This window comes from Nocardiopsis ganjiahuensis DSM 45031 (assembly GCF_000341085.1).
Taxonomy (GTDB): domain Bacteria; phylum Actinomycetota; class Actinomycetes; order Streptosporangiales; family Streptosporangiaceae; genus Nocardiopsis; species Nocardiopsis ganjiahuensis.
In genome coordinates, this window is the sequence record NZ_ANBA01000021.1 from 33,204 (window position 1) to 58,404 (window position 25,201).

The window sequence follows — 25,201 nt, forward strand, 5'->3', positions numbered from 1 at the left end:
CTCCAGATGGCACGCCCGCCACATCTACCCGCCACCGCCGCACTGCTCGGCGCCGCACTGCTCCTGACCGCCTGCGGCGGGGTCGGCGACGCCGCCCGCCCCGACGGCGAGAACGGCGTCATCGGCATCGCGATGCCCACCCAGTCCTCCGAGCGCTGGATCAACGACGGCGCCAACATGGTCGCCGAGTTCGAGGAGCGCGGCTACGGCACCGACCTGCAGTACGCCGAGGACGTCGTCCAGGACCAGCTCTCACAGATCGAGAACATGATCACCCGGGGCGTGGACGCCCTGGTCATCGCCTCCATCGACGGTGAGGCCCTGGGCGACGTCCTCGACCTGGCCGCCGACAGCGACATCCCGGTGATCGCCTACGACCGGCTCATCATGGGCAGCGAGAACGTCGACTACTACGCCACCTTCGACAACTTCGAGGTCGGTGTCATCCAGGGCCAGTACATCGTCGACTCGCTGGACCTGGAGAACGAGGACGGCCCGTTCAACATCGAGCTGTTCGGCGGCTCACCCGACGACAACAACGCCTACTTCTTCAACGACGGCGCCATGTCGGTGCTGCAGCCCCACATCGACGACGGCACGCTGGAGGTGCTCAGCGGACAGACCTCCATGGAGCAGATCGCCACCCCCCGGTGGGACGGCTCCGTCGCGCAGTCGCGCATGGACAACCTGCTCAGCGCCAACTACTCCGACGAGGAGGTGCACGCGGTCCTGTCGCCCTTCGACGGCATCAGCCTGGGGGTGATCGAGTCCCTGCGCGCGGTGGGCTACGGCACCGACGCCCAGCCGCTGCCGGTCGTCACCGGCCAGGACGCCGACCTGTCCTCGGTCCGGTCGATCATCGCCGGAGAGCAGACCCAGACCGTCTTCAAGGACACCCGGGTCCTGGCGACCCAGACCGTGGACATGACCGAGGCGCTGCTGTCGGACGAGGAGGTGCCGGTCAACGACACCGAGACCTACGACAACGGGGTCAAGGTCGTGCCCTCGTTCCTGCTGGAGCCGGTCTCGGTGGACCTGGACAACTACCACGAGGTCCTGGTCGAGAGCGGCTACTACGAGGAGTCCGAGCTCGAATGAGCACCCCGAACACCGCGCCCGCCGCCCCGGGGCCGCTCCTGCGCATGCGCGACATCCGCAAGGAGTTCCCCGGGGTGCGGGCCCTGGACGGCGTCTCCCTGGACGTGGCCCACGGGAGCGTCCACGCCCTCATGGGTGAGAACGGCGCGGGCAAGTCCACGCTGATGAAGGTGCTGAGCGGCGTCCACCCGGCCGGTTCCTACACCGGGACGGTGGAGGTGGCCGGCGAACCCCGCGCCTTCGCCGACGTGGCCGCCAGCGAACGGGCCGGGATCGCCATCATCCACCAGGAGCTCGCCCTCATCCCGCAGCTGTCCATCAGCGAGAACGTGCTCCTGGGCCACGAGGAGGCGCGCTTCGGCGTCATCGACTGGGGCGCCACCCACGCCCGGGCGCGCGAGCTGCTGCGCCGGGTCGGCCTGGACGAGAACCCCGCCACCCCGGTGTCGGAGCTGAGCATCGGCGCCCAGCAGCTGGTGGAGATCGCCAAGGCCCTGGCCAAGGACGTGCGGCTGCTCATCCTGGACGAGCCGACCTCGGCGCTCAACGAGACCGAGAGCGACCGGCTCCTGGAGCTGCTGTCGGACCTGCGCGCGCAGGGGATGGCGTGCGTGCTCATCTCGCACAAGCTCGGCGAGGTGATGCGGGTCAGCGACGAGGTCACCATCCTGCGCGACGGCCGCACGGTGGAGACCCTGGCCGTGGAGCGCGACGACCACGGCCGCCCCTCGGTCGACGAGGACCGCGTCATCCGCGGGATGGTCGGCCGGGACCTGGACCAGCGCTACCCCGACCGCGAGGGGGACATCGGCCCGGTCCGCTTCGAGGTGCGCGACTGGACGGTGGACCACCCCGCCCAGGCGGGCCGCCGCATGGTGGAGGGCGTCGGCCTCACCCTCAGGAGCGGCGAGGTCGTGGGGATGGCCGGGCTCATGGGCGCCGGGCGCACGGAGTTCGCGATGAGCCTGTTCGGCCGCTCCTACGGCCGCTACGTCCGCGGCGCCCTGCTGCGCGACGGCGAGGAGCTGCGCGTGGGCGACGTCGCCGACGCCATCGCCGCCGGTGTCGCCTACGTGCCCGAGGACCGCAAGTCCCTGGGGCTGATCCTGGACGACGACATCCGCCACAACACCACGCTCGCCGCCCTGGGCCGCGTCTCCACCCGGGGTGTGATCGACCCGGGCCTGGAGACGGTGGAGGCCCAGCGCATGAGCGAACGCATGCGGGTGCGCAGCCACGGGGCGAACCAGACGGTGCGCACCCTCAGCGGCGGCAACCAGCAGAAGGTCGTGCTGGGCAAGTGGATGTTCACCCGGCCCGAACTGCTGATCCTGGACGAGCCCACCCGCGGCATCGACGTGGGCGCCAAGTACGAGATCTACCTGATCGTGCGCCGCCTGGCCGCCGAGGGCGCCTGCGTGCTGCTCATCTCCTCCGAGCTGCCCGAGATCCTCGGCATGTGCGACCGCGTCTACGCCATGTGCGAGGGGCGGATCACCGGCGAGGTGCCCCGGGGCGAAGCCGACCAGGAGACCCTGATGAGACTCATGACCCGAACCGGGGACCCGACGTGAACCACCCGACCCGAACCTCCCCGCTCTCCCGCCTCAGAGGGCTGCTGCGGGGCAACACCCGCCAGTACGGCATGGCCATCGCCCTGGTGGCCGTCATCATCCTGTTCCAGGTGCTGACCGGCGGACTGCTGCTCACCCCGCTCAACATCACCAACCTGATCATGCAGAACTCCTACATCCTGATCCTGGCGATCGGGATGATGCTGGTGATCATCACCGGGCACATCGACCTGTCGGTGGGTTCGGTGGTGGCCTTCACCGGCGCGGTGTCGGCGATCATGCTCACCGCGTGGGGGCTGCCGACCTTCGTGGTGGTCCCGGTGGCGCTGCTGCTGGGGGCGCTCATCGGCGCCTGGCAGGGCTTCTGGATCGCCTACGTGGGCGTGCCCGCGTTCATCGTCACCCTGGCCGGGATGCTGATCTTCCGCGGCGCCACCCTGGCGGTGCTGGGCGGGGAGTCCATCGCCCCGCTGCCGCAGTCGCTGCGGGTGATCGCCAGCGGGTTCCTGCCCGGGCAGACCGACGGCCTCCACCTGCCCACCCTGGCCCTGGGCGCGGCCGGGGCCGCGGCGATCGTGTGGATCCAGTGGCGCACCCGGGCCCGCTCCCTGGCCCGCGACCTGCCGGTGCCCTCGGCCGCGGCCACCGCGGCGGGTTCGGTGGTGGTGGTCGCCGCCATCATGGCCTTCACCTACGCGCTGGCCGACCACAACGGTCTGCCGCTGGTGGGCGTGCTGCTGATCGCGCTCATCGCCGGGTACGCGTTCGTGATGCGCTCCACCACGATGGGGCGGCGCGTGTACGCCGTGGGCGGCAGCGAGCGGGCCGCCGCGCTGTCGGGTATCCGTACCAAGCGGACCACGTTCTGGGTGTTCGTGAACATGGGGGTGCTGTCGGCCCTGGCCGGGCTCGTCTTCACCGCCCGCCTCAACGCCGCCACCCCCGGCGCGGGCACCATGTTCGAACTGGACGCCATCGCGGCGGCCTTCATCGGCGGCGCCTCCGCCGCCGGCGGGGTGGGCAGCGTGATCGGTGCCGTCATCGGCGCGCTGTTCATGGGCGTGCTCAACAACGGCATGTCGCTGATCGGCCTGGGCGTGGACTGGCAGCAGTTCATCAAGGGCCTGGTGCTGCTGTTGGCGGTGGCCTTCGACATCTACAACAAGCGCCGTGTGAGCGGTTCCGCGCCGATCCTGCTGGGTCTGCGCACCCGCACACGGAAGGGGTCGGGCCGCGATGCCCCGACCCGCGACGCGCCCTAGAAGGTCCCGGCCCTACCCGGGAGGCGGGGCCGGGACGGGTCCGCGGGCCCGCGCTGTGGGGCGGGCCCGCGGACGCCCCGGTTCGGAGGGAGTTCCGAACCGGGGGCGTTCCGAACCAGGGAAGTCCCGAATCAGAGGGCCCAGGTTCGGGGGTGTTCCGCATCAGAGGGTGTACCGAACCAGAGGGATTCCCGATTCAGAGGTCGATCTCGCTGACGGCACCGTCCGGCCAGGTGATGTCCGCCCCGGCGCCTGTGAGCAGGACGGAAGGGCTCGCCTGGCCGGTGTCCGCACCGGTGAGCCGCACCAGGCACACGAGTACGCCGCCGGGCGCCAGCCTTGCGCGGGCCCAGGGCACCTCGGTGGTGGCGGAGAGCGGGGTGACGTCCGTCAGGCGCTCGATCCCGGTCTCCGCGGTCTCCGGGCCGGAGAGCACGCGCACGACCGACGACCGCCCGGTGTCCGGGTCGGTCGGCCAGCCGCCCACCCGCACGTCCCATTCCGGAGCGGTCCCGGAGGAGGCTTCCTCGGAGGTCGGCCCGTGGCCTACGCGAACCACGCGCACCTCGTCGGCGCCGCGTACCGCCGACCACACCTCGAGGACCGGCCCGGGGCGCGCCGTCCCCCGGCGCCCGGAGCCATGGTCGTGCCCGTCCTGGTCCTCGGGGTCGATCCAGTGCGCCCGCCAGCGCGAACGCCCCACGGCGGCGACCCCGTCGTCGGTCACGCCCAGGGCTGTGAACCCGGTGCGGTGGGTGGCCCGGTCCCGGTCGTCGAGCACCACCACGCTGTTGTCCAGCGGCGAGTCCAACCCCTCCCCCACCAGCGGCGGAGCGGTGGCGGTGGAGTACCCCAGCCGCGCGTACAGCGGGGAGTCGGTGGCCGCCTCGCCCTCGGTGCCGTGGTCGGTGCCGTGGTTGAACACGCGCACCACCCCGTCGTCGGCGGTTCCGGAGACGGTCCAGCCGGGCGAGACCACGGTGCGGCGGAAGTCGCCCTCCTCCACCGGCAGCGGCCGTTCGGGGCTGGTCCACACGGGGTGGTCGGCGGGCAGCAGCAGCCCGAAGAAGCCCTTGGCCGCCCAGTAGGGCGAGCCGGCGCCCGAGTAGGACTGCCGCATCCCCGGCCAGGCGGCGTGCCAGCCCAGGGTGAGCAGCCCGTCCGCGTCGGGGGCCCCGTGGTCGGTGAAGTGGCGCAGGATGCCCGAGGCGGCCCTGCGGGTCAGGCCGGGGTCGAGGTCTCCGGCTCCGGACCAGGCCCCCATCCAGAGCGGTGCCGCCGCGGCCATCCGGTAGGTGAGGCTGCGCCCCTGGAACAGGGGTGCGCCGTCGGCCCCGATGAGGTGGACGTAATCGTTCAGGTAGCGGCGCAGGTCCGAGCGCCAGCGGTCGACCAGCGCCGGTTCTGGCCCCTCCTGGGCGAAGTGGGCCCAGGCGAGCGGGTAGAAGTGCAGGGCCCAGCCGCAGTAGTGGTCGTAGGAGCGTTCCTGGCCGTCGGAGAGCCAGCCGTCCTCGCGCCGCAGGGAGGCGTGCACGGCCAGCCCCAAGGCGAGGTCGGCGGGCGCCCAGGGGCCGCCGACCGAGCGCAGGAACTCCTCCACCACGATCTGGAACCAGACCCAGTTGATCGGCGGGTAGCTCTCGCCGACCACCGTGCCCAGCCAGTCGACCACCCGCGCCTGCTCCTCGGGGGCCATCCGGTCCCACAGCCAGGGCCTGGTGAGCATCAGGCCGAAGGCGATCGAGGCGGCCTCGACCTTGGCCTGGGCGACCCGGTCGGGGCGGGGCCAGTACTCGGGCCCGTTCGGGTCGGTGCCCGCGACCAGGCCGACGCGGTAGCGGTCCAGGAAGCCGTGCGGGTCGTGCCCGCGCTCGCCCGCGACGAGGATCGCGGCCAGCACGAAGGTGCGGGCGAACCCCTCCAGGGCGTCGCTGTCGGGGCCGTAGGAGCTGTTGGGGCCGGGGAGTTCGACGCGGGCGTGCCCGGGTGAGGTGTGGGGGCGCACCGACAGCAGCAGGTGGGCGGCCACGGCCGTCCAGTGCTCGCGGGTCCAGCCGGTGTGGGGGGACAGGTCGCGGTTCTCGGGGGGAAGCCCGGGGATCGGGGTGCTCAAGCGGTGACTCCGAAGGTCGCGCCGGTGATGGGGTCCAGGGGCGGGCGGCCGGTGCGGTAGCGGTCGAGTTCGTCGAGGGCGGCCATGGACATCCTCTCGGTCTCCGAGTCGAGGGACCCGGCCACGTGCGGGGTGATGACCACGTTGTCGAGGGAGTACAGGACGGAGGAGTCGGGCAGGGGCTCGGGCTCGGTGACGTCCAGGACCGCGTAGAGGCGGCCGGTGCGGCACTCCCGTTCCAGGGCGGGGGTGTCGACCAGGGCGCCGCGCGCGGTGTTGATCAGGGTGGCGCCGTCCGGCAGCAGGGCCAGGGCCGCGGCGTCGATCATGCCCCGCGTGGTGGGCAGCAGGGGGGCGTGCAGGGAGAGCACGTCACAGCGGGGGAAGGCCTCCTCCCGGCTGGTCAGGCGCCCGCCCGCGGCGGCGACGTCGGCGGGGTCGGCGTGCGGGTCGACCACCAGCAGGTCGATCTCGAAGGGGGCGAGCATACGCCCGATCAGGCGGCCGACCCTGGACCAGCCCAGGACGCAGACCGTGCGGCCGCGGTTGGTGAGCGGCCGGTACCCGTCCAGGTACGACCAGTCCGACCGGTGGGTCCTGGCGTCGCGCGCCAGGAACGGAACGCGCTTTCCGCAAGCGAGGATCATGGCGAGGGTGTACTCGGCCACCGGGACCGCGTTGACGGCCGCGGCCGTGGTCACGAGCAGCCCCCGGTCGAACGCCTCGGGCGGGACCTGGGCGCGCACGCTCCCCGCGGCGTGGATGATCGCGCGCAGCTGCGGCGCCGCGTCCAGGACCTCCCGGGTGATCGGCGGGCACCCCCAGGAGGTGAGCAGCACCTCGCAGTCGGCCAGCCGGGCGCGCACCTCTGGGGCGTCGAAATCGCTGATCACCAGGGGGTCATCGAGGTGGGCCGCCTGTCTCAGCCGTTCCATGACCGGGGGCGTGAACTGGAGCCGGAAGACGTCCTCCCCCATGGCGAGCAGGGTCCTGGGTCTGTGGCCCGGGGGCCCCGCCCCGTTCCCGTCGACACGTTCAACCATGACTTCGCCTCCACTCACTCCGGTCCCGCCACGGTGGGGAACGCGGATTACAGAGAAGTTTCCACACCCGCCTTGACCGTGGCGTGGCTCACATCTAGTTTGGAATGCGCATTCCGCTCTGCTTGAGAGTACCCATCCAACCCTCCGTGCGAAAGGGGACGCCGATGAGTGCGGTCCCGTTGGACACCGCGCGAGGAAGGCCCCGCAGACGACGACGCGACTGGACCGGGCTGGCCTTCTTCACCCCCTTCCTGCTGGTGTTCGCCGTCGGTGTCGTCGCGCCGCTGCTGTACGCCTCCGGACTGAGCCTGTTCCGGGACCAGCTCATCGGCGGCCGCTCCTTCGTCGGCCTGGGCAACTACCTCGACGCCCTCACCGACCCCCGCTTCCTGGAAGGCGTCTCGCGGGTGGCGCTCTTCCTCGCGGTCCAGGTCCCGATCATGATCGGGCTGGCCCTGCTGGCCGCCCTGGCGCTGGACTCCGGACGGGTCCGCGCCATGAAGTTCATGCGGCTCAGCATCTTCGTCCCCTACGCCGTGCCCTCGGTCGTGGCCGCGCTCATGTGGGGCTTCATCTACGGCGACCAGTTCGGCCTGGTGGGGCAGTTCAACGAGGCCACCGGCGCCGCCCTGGCGAGCCCGCTGGCCCCCAACTGGGTCCTGCTCGCCATCGGCAACGTGGTGACCTGGCAGTTCCTCGGCTACAACATGCTGATCCTGTATGCGGCCCTGCGCTCCATCCCCGAGGAGCTCTACGAGGCCGCCGCCATCGACGGCGCGGGCGAGGCGCGCATCGCCTGGAGCATCAAGGTCCCCGCGCTCAAACCGGCGCTGTGGGTGGCGACCCTGTTCTCCATCATCGGCAGCTTCCAGCTGTTCAACGAACCCAACGTGCTGCGCTCCCTGGCCCCCGCCTCGATCAGCACCTACTACACCCCCAACATGTACGCCTACCAGCTGGCCTTCAACGCCAACCAGGTGACCTACTCCGCGGCCGTGGCCGTCCTGCTCGGCGTCGTCACCGTCGTCGTCGCCTACCTGGCCCAGTGGATGACCGGACGGGGAGCGAGACGATGAGCGTGACCACCGGACCCCGCGAGACACAGGCCGCCGCCGCACCCCCGAGCCCGCCCCGCCGGCGCGCGCAGCCCTCCCCCGGCCGCCGGCGCCGCCGCACGCAGGTGACCCTGCAGCTGCTCATGGCGCTGATGGTGCTCTACACCCTGCTGCCGCTGTACTGGCTCACGGTCAACTCCACCAAGACCAACGGCGACCTGTTCCGCTCCAACGGACTGTGGTTCGCCGGGGAGTTCGCCCTGTGGGACAACATCGTCACCACCGTCACCTACCAGGACGGCATCTACCTCACCTGGCTGTTCAACACCGCCCTGTACTCGGTGGTGGGCGCCGTGGGCGCCACCCTGATCTGCACCTTCGGCGGCTACGCCCTGGCCAGGTTCGACTTCCCCGGCAAACGCCTGGCCCGCGCGGTGGTCTTCGGCGCCATCACCATCCCCACCACGGCGCTGGCCGTGCCCACCTTCCTGCTGTTCGCCGAACTCGGCATCACCGACACCCGCTCGGCGATCATCATCCCCGCCCTGGTGAGCCCGTTCGGGCTCTACCTCATGACCGTCTTCGCCGCCGACGCCATCCCCGACTCGCTCCTGGAAGCAGCCAAGATCGACGGCGCGGGCGCCTGGACCACGTTCTGGAAGGTGGCGTTCCGGCTCCTGGCACCCGGGTTCGCCACGGTCCTGCTCTTCAACCTGGTCAGCACCTGGAACAACTACTTCCTGCCGCTGATCATGCTCAGCGACCCGACGCTGTACCCGCTCACCGTCGGGCTGAACCAGCTCAACAACCAGGTCACCACGGGCGCCAACCTCGAACCGGTCTACAACGTGGTACTGACCGGCTCCCTCCTGGCGATCGTGCCGCTGATCATCTCCTTCCTCTTCCTCCAGAGGTTCTGGCAGTCGGGTCTGGCCGCCGGAAGCGTCAAGCAGTGAGTCCCCACGACAACCACGAGGTGTCCACCATGAGATCCCCCCGAAAGACACTCACCGCCGCGGCGGCGGGCTGCTGCCTGCTCCTCGCGGGCTGCGGCGGCAATGACGCCGCCGAGACTCCGGCCGAATCCGTCGACCGCTCCGCCGAGATCGAGGCCGCCATGGCCGAGGGCGGCGAGCTCACCCTGTGGACCTGGAGCACCAAGTTCGACGGGGCCATCGAGGCCTTCGAGGCCGAACACCCCAACATCGACGTCGAGCTCGTCAACTCCGGCCAGTCCGCCGAGCAGTACACGGCGCTGCAGAACGCCGTCAGCGCCGGGGAGAACATCCCCGACCTGGCGATGATCGAGTACTTCGCGCTGCCCCAGCTGGCTCTGTCCGAGCAGTTGGAGAGCGTGAACGACTGGGGCCTGGACACGCTGGAGGACCAGTTCACCGCCTCCTCCTGGGAGCAGATGAGCTACAACGGCGCCACCTACGGCCTGCCCAACAACACCGGCCCGCTGATCCTGATCTACAACCAGGAGGTGTTCGAGTCGGCCGGCGCCGAGGTCCCCGCCACCTGGGAGGAGTTCGCCGAGGCCGCCGAGCTGATCAAGGAGGACAGCGGCGCGCACATCACCTCCATGGACCCCGGTGACGCGGGCGGCCTCAACAGCCTGATCTGGCAGGGCGGCGGACGCCCCTACCAGGTGGACGGGGAGTCGGTGGGCGTCGACTTCTCCGACGAGTCGACCCAGCGCGTCAGCGGGTACTGGAGCGACCTGCTCGCCGACGACCTGGTCTCGGCGCAGCCGGGCTGGACCGACGAGTGGTGGCGCGGGCTCGGCGACGGCTCCCTGGCCAGCTGGGTGACCGGGGCCTGGGCCCTGGGCAACATCTCCGGCACCCTCACCGACAACGAGGGCGACTTCCGGGTCGCCCCCGCGCCCGTCTGGGACGCGGACGCGCCCGAGAACGCCGAGAACGGCGGCTCCGGGTTCTCCGTGGTCAGCGGCGGCGAGAACACCGCGCTGGCCATGGGCTTCCTGGAGTGGTTCTCCACGCACGAGGCCTCGCTGGAGGCCCAGGTGGCCGGCGGCAACTTCCCCGCCCAGACCGCCACCCTGGAGGACCCCGAGTACCTGGACCAGGAGATCGAGTACTTCGACGGCCAGCAGGCCAATCAGGTGCTCGCCGAGGCCTCCGGCCTGGTCGCCGAAGGATGGCACTACATGCCCTACCAGGTCTACGCCAACTCCGTGTTCGGTGACAGCGTGGGTCCGCGTATCGACGCCCCCGGGGACGTCCACGAGGGGCTGGAAGAATGGGGCGAGGAACTGCGATCCTACGGCGAGCAGCAGGGTTTCGACGTCGGCTGAGCTCGGTCGGCGGGGCCGTCCGGGTCCCGCCGACCGCCCTACACGGGAAGTGGGTACACAACGGTGAAGGCCGCGGGCGGTTCGCGCCACGTCACCCTGGCGGACGTCGCACGAGAGGCGGGCGTGTCCCACGCGACGGCCTCACGGGCCGTCAACGGCAGTGTCCGCAACGTCCGGCCCGAGTACCGCAGCCGGGTGCTGGCCGCCGCCGAGCGCCTGGGGTACGTCGTCAACCCGGCCGCCCAGGCGATGGCCGGAGGGCGCAGCGACCAGATCGCGATGCTGGTCAACGGCATCCACGACGACTACTTCTCCCCGATCGCCTCCGGGGTGCTGCGCGCCGCCGAGACCGCCGACCGCATGGTCACCATGGTCTCCAGCAACAACAGCGTCCAGCAGGCCGTCCGGGTGGTCTCCTCGCTGCGCGCCCAGCGGCCCCGGGCGATCATCCTGGCCGGCGGCCGTTCGGTCACCGCGACCGCCTGGGAGGAACGCCTGGTGGAGGAGTTGCGCGCCTACGAGTGCGAGGGCGGCCGGGTGGTGGCCATCAGCGAGGAAGGGCTGCCCTTCGACACGGTGGCGCTGGACAACCAGCGGGCCGGTGTCGACCTCGTCGACGCCCTGGCCGACCTGGGGTACCGGGAGTTCGCCGTGCTGGCCGGCCCGCCCGAGGCCAGCACGGCCCACGACCGGGTCCTGGGCTTCCGCGCTGCGCTCGAGCGGCGGGGCCTCGAGCTCGGCGAGGACCGGGTGCTGCACTGCGTGTTCGACCGGGACGGCGGTTACGCGGCCGCGGGAGAGTACTTGCGACGGCACAGCCCCGCCCAGGCGGTCCTGGCGATCAGCGACACCGTGGCGGTGGGAGCGATGGCGAGGTTCCGCGAGGCCGGGCTGAGCCTGCCGCAGGACCTCGCGGTGGCCGGGATCGACGACGTGCCGGCGCTGCGCGACGTGGAACCGGCGCTGACCACGGTCCGTCTTCCTTGGGGCGAGGTCGGTCGTATTGCCTTGGACCTGGCCTCGAATCCTTCGGAGGAGGGACCCCGGGTGGTCCGGCGGCACGGGCATGTAGTGCTGAGGCGCAGCACTCCCCCGCTCACCGGGGCCAACTGAACCCGGACCCGTTTGAGGGTGGTGGGCGTTCCGTGATCCATCGGCGAGCGTCCACCAGCCACGGGGTCTGGCCCCAGAGGAAGCCACCGAGCAGGGAGCACGGGTTCGATTCCCGTCGCCCACCCCGGAAGCGATAGCCCCTGACCAGAGCGAAATCGCAGTGGTCAGGGGCTTTTGCGTGTCCGGGGACAACGATGCGCATGAGGCGGTCGGAGCCGGCTCAGGTGGCCAGACTCAACCAGGTGCGCACCGCGGCGGCCAGATCATCGAACTCTCCTGGTTCCTCGCCGAGCACGGTCCGCGGCTCCTGGACTCGGGATCGTTCCGGCTCAGCGAACAGATAGGGGCGTACCCCGCGCACGCCGTCGTCGTCCAAGCACCAACCCCGCTGCTCCGAGGGGTGCGGGCGTCGTGGGCGCGGAACCCGGATCGGCCCGGGCGCAGGCTTGGGCTCATGTCCATTTCCACCGAGGGCCTTTGGCCTCCTGCACAGCAACTCAGGTGAGGCAGCGGATGCGGGCCTGGCGGTCGCGCGACGCTCCAGCGCTGGCCGGGCTTCGTTCCTGGGGCGGTCGGTGTTGCGGCGCGCTGGGACTTCGATCGGGCTGCACAGCACAGCGGCCAGGACCGCTCCGAACAGCCACCGCACGCGCTGTCCCCAGCCCCACACGGGTTTGCGGTGCCTACCAGTAGGCTTCTCCACGGATCTTCTCCTGCTTGCTTCAGGTGGGGATTTCAGCCCCGACGCGGTGTTCGCAGCACCGCGTCGGGGCGCCTCCGCTTCTGGGTTCTTCTTCGTACTGCGGCATGAGCGGGTGTCTCTGATCCCGAGCCGCACGCTTCTCGGGACTGCGCTTCCCACCCACGCCACACAGGGCATACGGCCCCGGGTCCCCCGCCGAACATGCCGTTCCCATAAAGGGTGGTCGATGTTCGACTGGGTGAGCGAGGTGCTTCACCCCTTGTCGGCCCCGAAGCCGGCGCGGGCTCTCACGCGGTCATCCGAGTACGCCCGGAACGGTCGAAGGCAGCGCGCACGGTCAGCCCGCCACCCGGATCCCGGGTGAAGTCCCAGTACAGGGACATCGCATCCACCAGGGCCAACCCGTACCCGCCCTCGGCGAGCAACGCGTCAGCCCCGCGCTGCCCGGGAACCAGGCGTGCCTCCGGCACGGACGCCTGCTGCCCCGTACGGGGTCCGTCGTCGGTGACGCGGAGCAGGAACAGCCGTCGTCGCCGCTCGATCTCGATACGCACCCGCCCTCCGGGCAATCCCGAAGCGGTGTGCGTCAGGGCGTTGGTGTGCAGTTCCGAGAGCGAGACCAGCAGCGGGTCCGTGGAGGCGGGGGTGGTGCGGGCCACGTGGGTGGCCCAGCTGCGGGCGACCTTGAGGTGCCAGAGCTGGTGCCCGCACTCCAGAGAGCCCTGGTCCGGATCCGTGCAGCGGATCCGCCGTGGCAAGTCGAGGGATGGCCGGGTGAAGGACATGGAATCCACCGGTTCCTTTCGTCGTCGCACTGATGGCTGCGGGCCCGCGACAGAAAGGATGTGGCCTGGGGCGATGGGGTGTGAAGGCTGCCCGGAGAGCTCACGAATCTTCCAGGAGGCTCTGGAATTTACTGGAAAACTCCCACACACTTCGGCCTGGTGTGTTCCGATGGTCGACATGACCCCCGACGAACGCACCTTGAAGGTTTTCGGGCGTGAACTACGCAGGCTGCGGGCCGAGGCCGAACTGACCCAGGAGACCGTCGCGCGCCGGATCAGCCAGCGCGGCACCGCGATCAGCAACTCCCATGTATCCGACATCGAGAAGGGCAAGGCCGTACCGCGGCCCTGGCTGCGCCGAGCCCTCGACGAGATCCTGCAAGGCGGTGGCCGCCTGGAACGCCTCTGGGAGGAACTCACCGGGTCCGGCCGCCGCGCCTGGCTGCACGAGATCGCCGAGCGCACCCACAGAGCCGACGCCCTGTACGAGTACCAGGCCCTGGTCTTCCCGGTCTATCTCCAAACCGAGGCCTACTCACGCGCCGTGATCCGCTACGGTGCTCCATGGTTGTCAACCAACGAGCTCACCGAACGCGCTCAACAGAGGGCTCGGCGGGCCCAGCAGATGGCCAAGGCCCTGTCCCCCGTTATCTGGCTCGTGGTGGACCAGTCCCTGCTCATGCGCCGCTACGGATCCCCCGACGTCCAACTGGAGCAGCTGCGGTACGTGGCAGACCTGGTTGAGGAGGAACGGGTCAACCTCCTGGTGGTGCCCGTGGGCGAACCCCGGCACGCGGGCAACAACGGTCCCTTCCGGGTCATCACCTCAGCCGATCAGCCCGAAGTGGTCTACGTGGAATCGGCTCACCAGGGGCAGATCATCACCGCGACCAACGAGGTGGGGCGCTACCGGATGTGGTTCGCGGCCCTCCAGGGAGTGGCGTGGGGACCGGATGAGACCCTGAGGGCCATCCGAGACGAGATGAAGAGGATCAACGATGGCTGACTGGCACAAGTCGTCCTACAGCGGCGGCAACAACGAATGTGTCGAGGCCCGGGAGCACCAGGCCGGAGCAGATGTGCGGGACACCCAGAACAGAGAACTGGGCCACCTGTCCTTCAACCGTGCGGAGTGGAACGCTTTCGTCGAGACCACCCTCCACAACCACCGCTAGCCGGTTACGCGACGACCTCGCCGTTCTCCAGGTAGAGCGTGGTCCCCTCACGGCGTGCACGGTCCCCTTGTGCGATCCTTCGAGCGAGCCGGGGGATCGTCACCGTCCCCACCACGGCCACCTCATGGAACCCGTACCCCGCTAATCGGCATCGCCTGCATCCTCATCTGCTACAAGCACCTGACCAAGCAAGTCAATGGCTTTTGAGATGAGCTCTTACCGTCTCCGTCATCAGCGAAGCGTTCGATTTTGAAGATCAGGTCGGCACAGACCGTGCTCCACGTGAGGATGATGCTCGCTCGCGGTTACCCCGTGCCGTAGGCATGAACGGCTTCCGCGACCATGGGCCGCACGTCGGGGTTGTAAACCCGACTCGTCTGCTCATGGAGATCGATCATGCTGCATGTCTCCGCTACGTACATGTTCACGACCATAGAAGGTCCGCTGCAAAACTGATTCTCCTCCTCGCAGCATCCATCCGCAGAGCGGTGGTCGACTGATACCACCTTCTCTGAGGACATGTTCGTGGGAGGCCCTAGGATGGTGTTCCCCCGCAGCATTGGAGGTCCCGTGAGAATCATCCTGTACTTGATTTGGCTCGTGCCCCTGCACGTGTTCGGGTTCTGGCTCGCGTTCACCGTGCCTCCGGGGAACAAGGTGGGGGACGTGCTCTTCGTTCTCACGCTGGCCATCATCGCGCTGCTGATGTGGTTCCTGATCCGTGCACCCAGGGACAAGAGTGCCACCGAGATACGTACAAAAAGTGCGACGGACCACTAATCTGCGACCGCCTCAAAGCCGATCGGCCTTTCTCCTCAGGCAAGCACAAAAGACACGGGATGAACGTCCAGGTGGTGGCCACACCCGACGGTGAACCGTTGTGGGCCTCCTCGCCGCTGCCAGGGGCGATGCACAACACCAAGGCGGCCCGGGTGTGGAGGAGCGCTGAATGCATTAAGAGCTCATCTCCTTGGGATTCTCGATCACCTGGCCCGGTGTCGATGGTTGAGCGTTCGGTGCCGGACAGGCTGTGGAAGCTGTTCCAGCGACTGGCGCCCGAAGGCACCCACCCGGCCTCAAGGTGGTGGGCGGCGCAGACACGGAGACCGCGAGGTGTTGGCCGCGATCGTCTTCGTGTCCACCACTGGCTGTACCTGGGTGCAGCTCCCACCGGTCTTCGACCCCTCCGGACCCACCGCGCACCGGCGTTTCACCGAGTGGAGTCGGGCCCGCGTGTGGGCGAAGTTGCACCGGCTGGTCCTGGACGAACTCGGCTCCCGCGGTGAACTCGACTAGTCACGGTGCGCGGTCGACTCGGTCGACATGCGTGCCCTCAAGGGGGAGCTGACAGGTCTCCGTCCTGTCGCTCGGAGTAAGTAGGGGTGAAGATCCACTTGATCACCGATCGGGGCGGGCTTTCGATGTCCATGGCGATCTCGGGTGCGAACCCGCACGAGAGCCAAGCGCTGCAACGCTGATTCGCGCGATACCGCCTATGGGGTGGGCCAGGACCGCACGATCGACCTTGATCGTCACGACCAGAGCATGCCACGACTCTTCATTGGTGCCTCACCCGCTATCAGGCATCAACTCGTTAAGCGGCCAAGGTTGCTCACTGCTTCCTCGCGCTCAACGACGACACCCGGACCGCCGCCTACGCGGAACGCTCCCTGGAGATGAACACCGACTACGTCCGCGGCCGCACGTTCAATCTGCTGATGCTCGTCACCGCCCACGTCCCCAACGAACCCGAAGAAGCCGTCCGAATAGGCGGCCAAGCCCTGGATCTAGTCGAAGGGTTGCAGTTCCGCCGAGCTCTGTCCTACCTACGCCGCCTGGGTCACCGACTCCGCACCCACGAAACCTCGCCCGTAGTCGAGGAGTTCACCATGCGTGCCAGGAAGGCTGTCACACCAGAGTGAGCGCCCGGTACACCGCCACCACCGTGGACGCACCGACGATCTCACCTCGTTCGATCATCTTCACGGCCTCTTCCAGAGGCCACCAGCGAATCTCCTGGGCTTCGTTGATGTCTGGAGGAGTATCCGTCAGGTCAGCGCCGTGTGCCAGGTAGATGATTTGGGGCTGGTCCACTGACCCGATCGCGGGCTGGAAGGTCACCATGTGCTCCATAGCTCGAGGGCGCCACCCGGTCTCCTCCTCAACCTCACGCGCCGCTGCGGCCTCGATGTCCTCCGCGCCGTCCACGTATCCGCCCGGCAGTTCCCACACCCACCGGTCGATAATGAACCGGTGCCGCCGCATCAGCAGAACCTCGCGCTGATCGTTGACCACCAGCGTCATCGCGGCCAGGGGCATAGCCACAACGTACTGCGTGAAGGACACCCCGTCCGGGAGGGTGATGTCGACTGTAGACAGCCGAATGTGCCGGTTCTCGTCCACCAGCGTCTCGCCGTGGATCGTCCATTGCTTACTCACAACGGCACCCTAGAGCACGACACGATCGTCGGAGATCGCACGCGTCACACTTGATGACGGCAGAACGCACTTTGATACCCCACGTGCAGCGAGCCCGAACTCGCCGAGAAGAACGGTCGTGGCCCGTTTCTCGTTGGCCAATGGCTGACTTCTAGCCTTACGGGTCATCCACTTCGGACGGACATCGACCGGGAGTTACTGTCGGAATTGAGTCAAGCATACACCTCGAGCTTCGAAAAAATTTGGAACGGCTCCGGGATGCTGAACTGAAACCCCTGTCAGGCTCATTCTTGTTCGAGGGGTTTAGAAAAATTTTCCCATCAGGAACCCGATTGTGGCGCTCACCACCGCCCAGAACGCACTCGCCTGCCAGTTTTTGAAGAGTTTTTCTCGTAGCAGATTCGCCCTTCCTTTTGGATGATTAATGATGGCATTTCCTTTGATTCTCATCTTGGACAAGGCGAATATTAGAACTGGAATATACAGAAAAGCGACTATCAGCCCAAGGAGCTCACCCTCCACCAGAATCTCACGCGTTAGCGGAATTCCAAGGAGCTCGGACAGGGAAATTGTAGGCCCCACAAGAAACCGCACGGAAAGCAGATAGACGGGCATCAATGTACAGGAGCCGAGTATGATCAAGGTAAACGTCCTGAGATTGTCCTCTCTTCTTTGAGCTATTTCAAGAACCTTGTCCGCCACTCCCGTCATTACAATGTCATCATCTTTTCTGAGCTCAACCACCTTTCCTGCTTCACGACTTACGTCAACCACTACAGATGACCCCTCATGCGAGGCCCTGTACCTGATCGATCGAAATTTTTGAGAAGTGATCTCTGGATTGTCAAAATCATCAATTTCATCTATCTCATATTCATCTCCATTGATCGAAACAACAACTCCCACCTCCCCATCAATACTCCTTCGCTTCAAGGTTGAGAAAATCTCCTTTAGATCTTCCTTGTAGAATATGGACCCCGGGAGAGGAAGTTCTCTTGCAGCGGGTTCCCTGTTGACTTTGAGAGACAAGGATTCTCCTAAGTTTCTCTAGATTTCCGAATTGTGCTGTATGGGATCAAGGCGGCAGCGCAAACGCTGTCGCAGCGGCCTCCGGCCACTGCTCGGGCCACGGACTGACGCCCAGTCCCGAGCTCGGCCGATGGCCGTACCACTTGGCATCATGACGCGCCCCAGAGACGAACGGCTGCCCCTCGGGAGAAATCGGCTGATGACGTGCTCAAATCCCGAGTCACCCAGTAGCGGAATACGACTGTCTCGGGTGAGCGGCGCCAGCGCTACCAGCCACCTCGGCCCAAAACATGGTGACCGTCTGCCGTGGTTGCCGTGGCCACTGATCGGAGCGGTTACCCGCAGCACGTACAACTTCTGAGGTTCTGCATCAGCTCGACAAACTCCTCAGGGGTCTTGGGATCCGCGATCACGTCCAAGTACAGCGCTCATGGACAGGCACGACTTCAACGGATCATCGAGAGCCATGGAACGTGGGCTGGCTCCTCACTACGCTGTGCGGGTGAGCCGACGCTACCCGTGCCCTTGCTGCGGACATCTGGTCTTGGACGAGTTGCCAGGCTCCCATGAGGCCTGCCTTGTGTGCTTCTGGGAGGACGACGCCGTCCAACTCCGCTGGCCAACCGTGAAGGGCGGAGCGAACAGTCCCTCCCTGAGGGAAGCTCAACGCAACTACCAGGGCTTCGGCGCATGTGACCAACGCGGTCGACTGTTCAACAGGCCCCCGACCGCAGACGAGCCGCTTGACCCGGCGTGGCGCCCGGTCGATCTCACACGCGACTCCTTCGAAGACTGGGAGGAAAAGGACCGCCTCCCGTGGCCAGAGGATCGCTTCAGGCTCTATTGGTGGCTTCCCTCATTCTGGCGCAGTGACCACGCATCGTCATAAGGATCCGATTTACAACTTCGCTCTCTCCGTCTGATGTGCCACACACGTGCCACACGAGTCGGTCAACACTGGGGAATCACGGGGAATAGCGGAGAGCTGAATGGCGTGCGCGCAGTTAGAAGAGTCGCGAGGCCAGCCGCTCGGAGCCTTCTCGGCTTCCCAAGCTGATGACCCGAGTGGGACTCACGTTGCCTGCTTCCCCTCGCTATGCGGCGCTCAAGCAGGATGATTCAACCTACGGTGCACCCGCGAGGGTGCACCAAATCAGCGAAGGTCGTGCGCCCGGAGGGTGCACGGGGGCAGGGGAACGTGAGGGAACCAGGGGCAACGAAGTAGTGGACAGCGCCACTGCCTGCGGGTTCTCGTGTTTACACAGGTCACGCCACTCACAGTGGGCGGTTCGATTCCGGTCATCCGATCCGTTCGAAAGACGGCCCCTGGCCTGCGAAGATCCTTCGCACGCCAGGGGCCGTTCTCGCGTTCCGGGTGCACCGGGGTGTGCTCACGAGTAGGCCGTTCGTGCCGGCGGGTCACCGCCGCGCTCAGGTGCTCTCGACGGAGTCGAGGATTCTGGTCTCCGGGGTCCCGACGAGGGCCGGGGCGTTCTCGTTCGAGGACCAGACTCTGGTCCGCAGGAACCCCAGGAAGGCCTCCGCTTCTTCGGCGGTGGAGAAGTCCAGGTCGATCACGACGTACTCCGGGTCGTCGACCGGACGCTGAACCCGGTGCCGGAGGACCCCTGACCGCTCCCGGAACTCGGCGAAGCGGTCGAAGGCCGTCTTCCAGAGAGCGAAGTCCGTGATGGCGTGTTCGATGTGCAGGGTCGGCATGGCTCCTCCTCATCCGGATCGTGTGTCACCTCGATCCTGGGGCCGCCGACGACTGTTTCCTATCCCAGGAGTCTGGGGTCGCACGGCGGATCGGCGGGGCACGGCTCCCAAGGCTGGTGAGGCCGTTGCGGAGTAGCCTCGGAGCATGGTCGAAACCGCGGCCTGGGTCCGCTCACAGGGGCGGATCCAGCGCCTCTGTGAGTCTGCGGGCGATGCGCGGGAGCTACGACTGCGGCTGCTGGAGGAGATCCGCCGCGTGGTCGGATTCGATGCCCACGCCTTCCTGCTGACCGACCCGGAGACGTCGGTCGGCTCCCTCCCGCTCGCGGATGTCCCCTGCCTGCGCGAGCTGCCCCGCCTGATCCGCCTGAAGTACCTCACAACACTCAACCGGTGGACGACTCTGCAGGCGTCGGCGCCCGTCGCGTTGCTCCAGGAGGCGACCGGAGGCGATCCCTCGCGCAGTCTCCTGTGGCGGGACCTGCTCAAGGAGTACCGGATCGGCGACGTGGCCTCGACGGTGTTCCGGGACCGGTCGGGGTGCTGGGGTTTCCTGGACCTGTGGCGATCCGGCGCCACAGCCCGGTTCAGCCCGGCCGAAGCCGCCTATCTGGCACGCATCGCCGATGCTGTGACGGGTGCGCTGCGGCGCTGCCAGGCGGACACTTTCAAGGCCTGTGACCCGCGCCCTCGTCGCCAGGGCCCCGTGGTGCTCCTGCTCTCCGGCGATCTGCGCGTGCTCGGTCAGACCCCCGAGGCGCACGACTACCTGCGGGTGCTCGTCCCACCGGACCAGGGGCGAGCGCCGATTCCGGCGACCGCCTACAACGTGGCCGCGCAGCTCCTGGCCTTCGAGGGCGGCATCGACTCCCATCCGCCCTCCGTTCGGGTGCACCTGTCGGACGGCCTCTGGCTGACCCTGCGCGCGGCCCGGATCGGGAGCGCGCGGCCTCCCGCGATGTGCGACATCGCGGTCACGATCGAGGAATCCTCGCCCGGGGAGCGCGTGGGGGTGTTCTCCCGAGCCTCCGGCCTCAGCGCCCGTGAGGCCGAGCTACTGGGGCACCTGGTGACCGGAGCCGACACCCGTGAGGTAGCGGGCCGGATGTTCCTGTCCGAGTACACCGTGCAGGATCATCTGAAGTCGGTGTTCGCGAAGACCGGCGTGCACAGCCGCCGCACCCTGTTGGCGCGCGCGTTGGGCACGTGATCCCGATTCCCGCGAACTGCTGGATCCGGCAGAGGTTCACGGGCGTGCGGGCGCGCGGCCCCGCTCCCGGCGGCCACGATCACCCGGCAGGGCGAGATGCCCCTCGGTGACGAGGTGGAACCGCTCAAGACCCGGGCACTGCACCTGCACGACGGTCGTACCGTGCTCCAGCGCCTTCAGCGGATGGGCCACGACGCGGTGTCCGGCGGCCGCGATCCGCTCCACGACGGTGGCGCGCTGCTCAGACACCGAAGCTCCCTCGGCGAGGGTCTCCTCCGGCAAGGGTCCCTGCGGCGACTCGCCGATCCGCCCGGTGAAGTCCAGCAGCGCGCAGGACAGGAGGCGCGGGTGCCCACGGAGCCGGGCGTACACGTCCGCTTCGATGTCGTGGTCGGCGATGAGCTGCGCGAACGGCCCGGTCCGCTCCTCGGACGCCGACTGCTCCGCCACCACTCGGGAGAGCAACTCGTCCTGCACGAACTCCGTGAGCGCGCGTTCGGCGGCGAGCGTGCCCCACAGGGAGGCACCGAGCCCGTAGCGGTGCTTCGCGCTCGGCCGCGAGCCGGGCCGGGTGTGCGCGTAGGCCATCACCACGGGCACCGACAGGTCGCTGGTCAGGTCCAGGAGCGTCACCTTCCCGCCCACCAGCTCCTCGGCACGGTCCCAGTGGGCGCGCAGATGATCGGGCAGGCCGGCTCGGGACACCTGCGGCGGCATGGGGCCGCGGTCGTAGACCGACCGCAGGAGGAAGAGGGAGAACGCGTCGCGCTCCACCCACTCGTTGAGGGCGTGCAGGAGCGCCTCGTCCTCCGTGGAGCCGATGGCGCAGCCGGAGTTGACGCTGTAGGCCAGCGCCGACCGGTAGTCGGACGTGTCGCCCAGTCCGCGGCGCACCGCGGAGCCCTCCGGAGACGGCGACGCGTACCAAGGAGCCCAGAGGTAGACCGGGACATCGAGGTCCGGACCGCCGTCGAGCGCCTGGTAGCGCACGCACGCCACCCGGGCGCCGTCCTGCGCGGCGATGTCGCGGACCGCCCGGTCGGAAGCGAACCCGCCCCTACGCAGCTGCGAGGCGTCGACGGCGCGCACCGGCAGCGCATCAAGGGCCTCGGGGCCGGTGAAGGCGTGCTCCACCGCTTCGAACTGCGCGCCCACACGGGCGGGCAGGCCCAGCCCTTTCCCGGCGCCCAGTCCGTAGGGAACCTCGTCGCCCGTCTCGTCCCACAGAGCGCACTGGACCGCGGTCGGGTCGGCGTCGTCCAGGATCCTGTACCGCGAGCTCCAGCCCAGGGCTGCGATGTCCGCCCTGATCTGCTTCTCGGCTTCCTCCAGGGTCAGTTCGCGCTCAAGCGTCCCGGCCCATCGGACACCCGGTCCGGGGAGCGGGCGCGTGGCGCCCCGCTCCCCTTCCGAGCTGACCCATGCGGGTCGGGTCATGGTCACTCCGCGCTTTCCTCGTCGAGTTCCTCGACGGCGGGGGTGATGTCCTCAGTGGGGTCGATCGGAGAGGACATCATGAGAGATGCGCAAGCCATATGGGTTCCTTTCGCATTGATCCGAGCAACGGAGGGCACTCCGTTCCCGGCATTGCTGTCTCGGCACTGCCGTTTCTGCCACTGGGCATACTGCTCAATATCTGCCGCACTATCAATGGCCTTCTTGACGTTTAAGGACGATCGTCCTTTCCCACCTGCAAAGATGCGGGAAGTTCCGTCAGCTGGCACACTCTCGCCATGGCGAACGCGCGATCAGATCTCATGGGCCGGGTCGACGACATGTTCGACCGGGTGTGGGTACTGGCCGCGCTCGCGGCGGCAGTGGGGAAGGCTCCGCTGCCGAAGGAGCACGGGGAGCTCCTGGCTGCCTCCGGGTTGGCCGAGCGCGAGGGCGAGGGCTGGCGGCTGCGCGCTGACTACGACGCCGTGCTCACGGGACAGACGGACCCGGCTGCCTTCCCGCGCCGGATCGCGGAACTGCTGCGCCAGGCCGCGGACGCCGCCGAGGGCGTCACCGCGCCAGACCGGTCCGATGACGCCGCCTACCTCGCCGACGGCCACTCGTCGGGGCAGCACATGCGGCTCTTCCTCGATGCGCTGTCCGACCGGACACCTGGTTTCGCCGAGTTGCTGGAGCACGGATCCCCGCGGTTCCTGGACGTCGGAACGGGTGTCGGAGCGATCTCAGCCGTGGTCGTGGAGCGCTCTCCGGGCGCTCGGGCGGTGGGACTGGACGTGGACCCGCGAGCCCTGCGGCTGGCCGGGGAGTACCTGGCCGGCCTCGGACTGCACGACCGGGTCGAGACACGTCTTCAGGACGTCGCTGACCTATCGGAGTCCGACGCCTACGACCTGGTCTGGTTCCCTTTGTCGGTGCTGGGCCCCGAGACCGCTGAGGCGGCGCTGCCGCGGCTGCGCGCCGCCCTTCGCCCCGGAGGTCTGCTGGTGGCCGCGACGGTGTTGACCTCCGATCAGGGAGCCGGACCCGACACCGGGGAGAGGGACCTGCACACCGCTGTCGCCCGCTGGCGGATGAGCCGGGCGGGTATAGCGCCGTGGGGACCTGGAGAGCTCTCACGCAGACTGTCCGAGTGCGGTTTCGAGGACGTGCGGTCCGCGGGGGCACCCAGCGGCACCGTCACTCTCCTCACCGCCCGCGTCCCGTCGACGCGGGAGCGCGCGGAGGGCTCCGGACCACCCTCCTAGGACGGACCGCACCCGCACCTGTTCGTCGGAGGACAGGACTCCGGTGGCAGCCCTCGACGCGGCGCAGGACGGGACCGCGCCCCACGGGGCGGTTCGATCAGGCGCCACGCCTTCCACCTTCTCCACCCGTGCGCCGGGGGAACGCAGGTGCGTCCGTGGCGCCGCCTGTCGCCCTGGTCGAGGGGTCCGTGGTCCTTCCCGACCTCTGGGACCTTCCCGGTGAGTTCTGCGTTCCTACCGCCGCCCATTGAAGTTCAGGCTTTGATGTTCTGAGGACAAACCAGTAATGGAAATCCATCCCCACAGAGCCAGACTTTGGTTACCGGCCCTCCACGCAAACCTCACTCGGACATCCCTTTCCCCCATGACCAGGAGTTGCGTAGCGTTCACCGCGATCTCCGGAACCGTTGGGGAACCGGAAACGAGTAGAAGGAAGTGCCCGATGAAGAGAGCCGCCTACCGCATCGCCGCCAAACTGCGGATCATCGACGGCGCCCGGCTGACCCGCCCCTACATCTACTACTAATTCGAGGACCCCGCAGTTCTCCGGGCCCGCGCCGCCGCCCCCACGGGGCGCGGGCCACGTCCGGAACGGAACCGATGACGACCACGACCTCCGCGCCGCCGGGGCCCCACGGCGGACGCGGCACCTCCAACGTCGCCGACTTCGCGCTCGACCCGCTCTCCTTCCTCTCCCGTGCGGCCCGCGAGTTCGGCGACGTCGTCTCCCTCACCCCCTCGAACGTGCTCCTGGCCCACCCGGACGACATCCGCCGGGTGCTGACGGACTCCGGCGAGAACGTCGTCAAGATCAGTGAGGGCGTCCGGCGCGGACCCACGGGCTTCCCCCTCGCCATGATGAACAGCGAGGGCGCGGACTGGGAGCGCAAACGCGCCCGGCTCCGCCCCGCCTTCCGCAGCGAGCGGCTGGAACACCTGGAGCGTGTGGCCCGCGAGGGTGTCGCCCACACCGTCGACGCCTGGCGCGACGGCGAGACCATCGACGTCCATCAGGAGATGTCGCGGCTGGCCATGCGGATCGGCGCCACGCACATCGCCGGGCACGAACTCGGTGAGCGGGGCGAGACACTGGCCGCCGCCGTGGCGGCCATCATGCGGCTGACCTCGTCCCCCCGTCTTCCGACGTGGTTGCCCACGCGCGTCAACCGGGAACTCAAGCGTTCTCTGCGGACCCTGGACGAGACCCTCGCCGCGCTGATCCGCGACCACCGGCCCACGGGCGCCGACACGGCGTTGGACCGGCTGCTGTCCGACGACCCGCCCTTCGAGGAGGTCAGAGACGAGCTCGCCACTCTCCTGATGTCGGGATACGAGACCACGGCCGATGCCCTGACCTGGCTCTTCTTCGCGCTGGGCGGGCACGGTGAGGCCGATGCCCGGATGGCGGACGACGGCTACGCGCTCGCGGCGGCCAAGGAGGCGATGCGCCTGTACCCGCCGGCGTGGGTGATCAGCCGCGAGACCGTGCGCCCCTTCGAGGCCGGTGGCTACACCCTCCCCGCCGGTACGGTCCTGGGTCTGAGCCAATGGGTCACCCACCGCGACGGGCGGTGGTTCCCGGACCCTGAGGAGTTCCGGCCCGAGCGGTGGTTCGGGCGCGGCCCGAGCCCCCGACACGCCTACTTCCCCTTCGGGGCCGGGCCGAGGGGTTGTGTGGGCGCGTCGATGGCCCTGCGCGAGACAGAGGTCATCGCCAGGGAACTGCGCGCTCGGGTGCGACTGGAGCTGGTCGACCCGCAGGGCGTCCGGCCGAACCCGGCGCTGGCGCTTCAGCCCCGCGGGGTGAGGGCGGTCGTGCGCAGGCAACGCCCGGTCTGAACACGTCGGCGGCTCAGGACGG

General features: G+C 68.4%; 24 protein-coding genes and 2 pseudogenes. 18 read left to right on the forward strand and 8 right to left on the reverse strand.

Annotation, left to right across the window (positions count from 1 at the left end):
* Window positions 1-6 precede the first annotated feature (6 nt).
* From chvE to mmsB, 3 genes are read left to right on the forward strand one after another with little or no spacing between them, the layout of a single operon-like run.
* A complete protein-coding gene (gene chvE, locus D458_RS0127045; protein ID WP_017589844.1) occupies window positions 7-1,098 on the forward strand; it encodes a multiple monosaccharide ABC transporter substrate-binding protein in 1,092 nt (363 codons plus the stop codon).
* Window positions 1,095-2,672: a sugar ABC transporter ATP-binding protein gene (locus D458_RS0127050; protein WP_017589845.1), complete on the forward strand. Its 1,578-nt coding sequence runs from the start codon at window positions 1,095-1,097 to the stop codon at window positions 2,670-2,672. Before chvE ends, D458_RS0127050 begins: the two co-directional genes overlap by 4 nt.
* A complete protein-coding gene (gene mmsB / locus D458_RS0127055; RefSeq protein WP_017589846.1) occupies window positions 2,669-3,934 on the forward strand; it encodes a multiple monosaccharide ABC transporter permease in 1,266 nt (421 codons plus the stop codon). The genes D458_RS0127050 and mmsB overlap by 4 nt, the downstream gene beginning before the upstream one ends.
* A gap of 196 nt (window positions 3,935-4,130) precedes the next feature.
* Here mmsB and D458_RS0127060 read toward each other — a convergent pair whose 3' ends face one another.
* Window positions 4,131-6,047 (reverse strand): DUF2264 domain-containing protein, encoded by a 1,917-nt coding sequence (locus D458_RS0127060; RefSeq protein WP_017589847.1) that lies wholly within the window; start codon window positions 6,045-6,047, stop codon window positions 4,131-4,133.
* Window positions 6,044-7,090: a hydroxyacid dehydrogenase gene (locus D458_RS0127065; RefSeq protein WP_026119719.1), complete on the reverse strand. Its 1,047-nt coding sequence runs from the start codon at window positions 7,088-7,090 to the stop codon at window positions 6,044-6,046. Before D458_RS0127065 ends, D458_RS0127060 begins: the two co-directional genes overlap by 4 nt.
* 164 nt (window positions 7,091-7,254) lie before the next feature.
* On the opposite strand from D458_RS0127065, the gene D458_RS0127070 reads away from it, so the two are divergent.
* From D458_RS0127070 to D458_RS0127085, 4 genes are all read left to right on the forward strand, one after another.
* Window positions 7,255-8,166: a carbohydrate ABC transporter permease gene (locus D458_RS0127070; protein ID WP_026119720.1), complete on the forward strand. Its 912-nt coding sequence runs from the start codon at window positions 7,255-7,257 to the stop codon at window positions 8,164-8,166.
* Window positions 8,163-9,101 carry a carbohydrate ABC transporter permease gene (locus D458_RS0127075; RefSeq protein WP_017589850.1) on the forward strand — a complete coding sequence of 313 codons (939 nt, stop codon included), beginning with the start codon at window positions 8,163-8,165 and terminating at the stop codon, window positions 9,099-9,101. Before D458_RS0127070 ends, D458_RS0127075 begins: the two co-directional genes overlap by 4 nt.
* Before the next feature lie 29 nt (window positions 9,102-9,130).
* Window positions 9,131-10,465, forward strand: coding sequence for an ABC transporter substrate-binding protein (locus D458_RS0127080; RefSeq protein ID WP_239648079.1), 1,335 nt, complete (start codon window positions 9,131-9,133; stop codon window positions 10,463-10,465).
* Between the two features lie 63 nt (window positions 10,466-10,528).
* A complete protein-coding gene (locus tag D458_RS0127085) occupies window positions 10,529-11,578 on the forward strand; it encodes a LacI family DNA-binding transcriptional regulator (protein ID WP_017589852.1) in 1,050 nt (349 codons plus the stop codon).
* Window positions 11,579-11,798: 220 nt separating this feature from the next.
* Here the strand turns inward: D458_RS0127085 and D458_RS37095 are convergent, their stop codons facing one another.
* Both D458_RS37095 and D458_RS0127095 read right to left on the reverse strand, forming a co-directional pair.
* Window positions 11,799-11,954, reverse strand: coding sequence for a hypothetical protein (locus tag D458_RS37095; protein ID WP_017589853.1), 156 nt, complete (start codon window positions 11,952-11,954; stop codon window positions 11,799-11,801).
* A gap of 614 nt (window positions 11,955-12,568) precedes the next feature.
* Window positions 12,569-13,066 carry an ATP-binding protein gene (locus D458_RS0127095; protein ID WP_017589854.1) on the reverse strand — a complete coding sequence of 166 codons (498 nt, stop codon included), beginning with the start codon at window positions 13,064-13,066 and terminating at the stop codon, window positions 12,569-12,571.
* A gap of 178 nt (window positions 13,067-13,244) precedes the next feature.
* On the opposite strand from D458_RS0127095, the gene D458_RS0127100 reads away from it, so the two are divergent.
* The 6 genes and pseudogenes from D458_RS0127100 to D458_RS0127125 all read left to right on the forward strand — a co-directional run bounded on the left by D458_RS0127100 (window position 13,245) and on the right by D458_RS0127125 (window position 16,163).
* Window positions 13,245-14,072, forward strand: a complete 828-nt coding sequence (locus tag D458_RS0127100; RefSeq protein ID WP_026119721.1) for a helix-turn-helix domain-containing protein — start codon at window positions 13,245-13,247, stop codon at window positions 14,070-14,072.
* On the forward strand, window positions 14,065-14,241 hold the full coding sequence (locus tag D458_RS35135; RefSeq protein ID WP_017589856.1) for a DUF397 domain-containing protein: 177 nt from the start codon (window positions 14,065-14,067) through the stop codon (window positions 14,239-14,241). The genes D458_RS0127100 and D458_RS35135 overlap by 8 nt, the downstream gene beginning before the upstream one ends.
* Window positions 14,242-14,811: 570 nt before the next feature.
* Window positions 14,812-15,021 (forward strand): hypothetical protein, encoded by a 210-nt coding sequence (locus D458_RS36150; RefSeq protein WP_017589859.1) that lies wholly within the window; start codon window positions 14,812-14,814, stop codon window positions 15,019-15,021.
* Window positions 15,009-15,176, forward strand: a pseudogene (locus tag D458_RS35840) (transposase family protein); the annotation flags it as partial. The gene D458_RS36150 and the pseudogene D458_RS35840, both read left to right, overlap by 13 nt.
* A gap of 60 nt (window positions 15,177-15,236) precedes the next feature.
* A pseudogene (locus tag D458_RS36565) lies at window positions 15,237-15,760 on the forward strand (IS5 family transposase); the annotation flags it as partial.
* A 157-nt stretch (window positions 15,761-15,917) separates the two neighbouring features.
* The gene (locus D458_RS0127125) at window positions 15,918-16,163 is read left to right on the forward strand and encodes a hypothetical protein (protein ID WP_017589862.1); all 246 of its coding nucleotides are present in this window, start codon (window positions 15,918-15,920) and stop codon (window positions 16,161-16,163) included.
* Here D458_RS0127125 and D458_RS0127130 read toward each other — a convergent pair.
* The gene (locus D458_RS0127130; protein WP_017589863.1) at window positions 16,150-16,680 is read right to left on the reverse strand and encodes an NUDIX hydrolase; all 531 of its coding nucleotides are present in this window, start codon (window positions 16,678-16,680) and stop codon (window positions 16,150-16,152) included. The genes D458_RS0127125 and D458_RS0127130 overlap by 14 nt on opposite strands.
* A gap of 303 nt (window positions 16,681-16,983) precedes the next feature.
* On the reverse strand, window positions 16,984-17,709 hold the full coding sequence (locus D458_RS36570) for a hypothetical protein (protein ID WP_152521260.1): 726 nt from the start codon (window positions 17,707-17,709) through the stop codon (window positions 16,984-16,986).
* A gap of 466 nt (window positions 17,710-18,175) precedes the next feature.
* On the opposite strand from D458_RS36570, the gene D458_RS38215 reads away from it, so the two are divergent.
* Window positions 18,176-18,598 (forward strand): CPCC family cysteine-rich protein, encoded by a 423-nt coding sequence (locus D458_RS38215; RefSeq protein WP_394296602.1) that lies wholly within the window; start codon window positions 18,176-18,178, stop codon window positions 18,596-18,598.
* Window positions 18,599-19,140: 542 nt separating this feature from the next.
* On the opposite strand, the gene D458_RS0127135 is transcribed toward D458_RS38215, so the two are convergent.
* On the reverse strand, window positions 19,141-19,428 hold the full coding sequence (locus tag D458_RS0127135; RefSeq protein ID WP_017589864.1) for a hypothetical protein: 288 nt from the start codon (window positions 19,426-19,428) through the stop codon (window positions 19,141-19,143).
* Between the two features lie 145 nt (window positions 19,429-19,573).
* Between D458_RS0127135 and D458_RS0127140 the strand changes: the two genes are divergently transcribed.
* Window positions 19,574-20,638: a helix-turn-helix transcriptional regulator gene (locus D458_RS0127140; protein ID WP_017589865.1), complete on the forward strand. Its 1,065-nt coding sequence runs from the start codon at window positions 19,574-19,576 to the stop codon at window positions 20,636-20,638.
* 36 nt (window positions 20,639-20,674) lie between these two features.
* Here D458_RS0127140 and D458_RS0127145 read toward each other — a convergent pair whose 3' ends face one another.
* Window positions 20,675-22,075 (reverse strand): YcaO-like family protein, encoded by a 1,401-nt coding sequence (locus D458_RS0127145; protein WP_040702847.1) that lies wholly within the window; start codon window positions 22,073-22,075, stop codon window positions 20,675-20,677.
* Window positions 22,076-22,371: 296 nt separating this feature from the next.
* Here D458_RS0127145 and D458_RS34995 point away from each other — a divergent pair, with 296 nt between their 5' ends.
* From D458_RS34995 to D458_RS0127165, 3 genes are all read left to right on the forward strand, one after another.
* Window positions 22,372-23,340 (forward strand): SAM-dependent methyltransferase, encoded by a 969-nt coding sequence (locus D458_RS34995; RefSeq protein WP_051049799.1) that lies wholly within the window; start codon window positions 22,372-22,374, stop codon window positions 23,338-23,340.
* Between the two features lie 364 nt (window positions 23,341-23,704).
* Window positions 23,705-23,866, forward strand: a complete 162-nt coding sequence (locus D458_RS36825; RefSeq protein WP_160168071.1) for a cittilin family RiPP precursor — start codon at window positions 23,705-23,707, stop codon at window positions 23,864-23,866.
* A gap of 74 nt (window positions 23,867-23,940) precedes the next feature.
* Window positions 23,941-25,179 (forward strand): cytochrome P450, encoded by a 1,239-nt coding sequence (locus D458_RS0127165; RefSeq protein WP_017589869.1) that lies wholly within the window; start codon window positions 23,941-23,943, stop codon window positions 25,177-25,179.
* The last annotated feature ends 22 nt before the right edge of the window (window positions 25,180-25,201 follow it).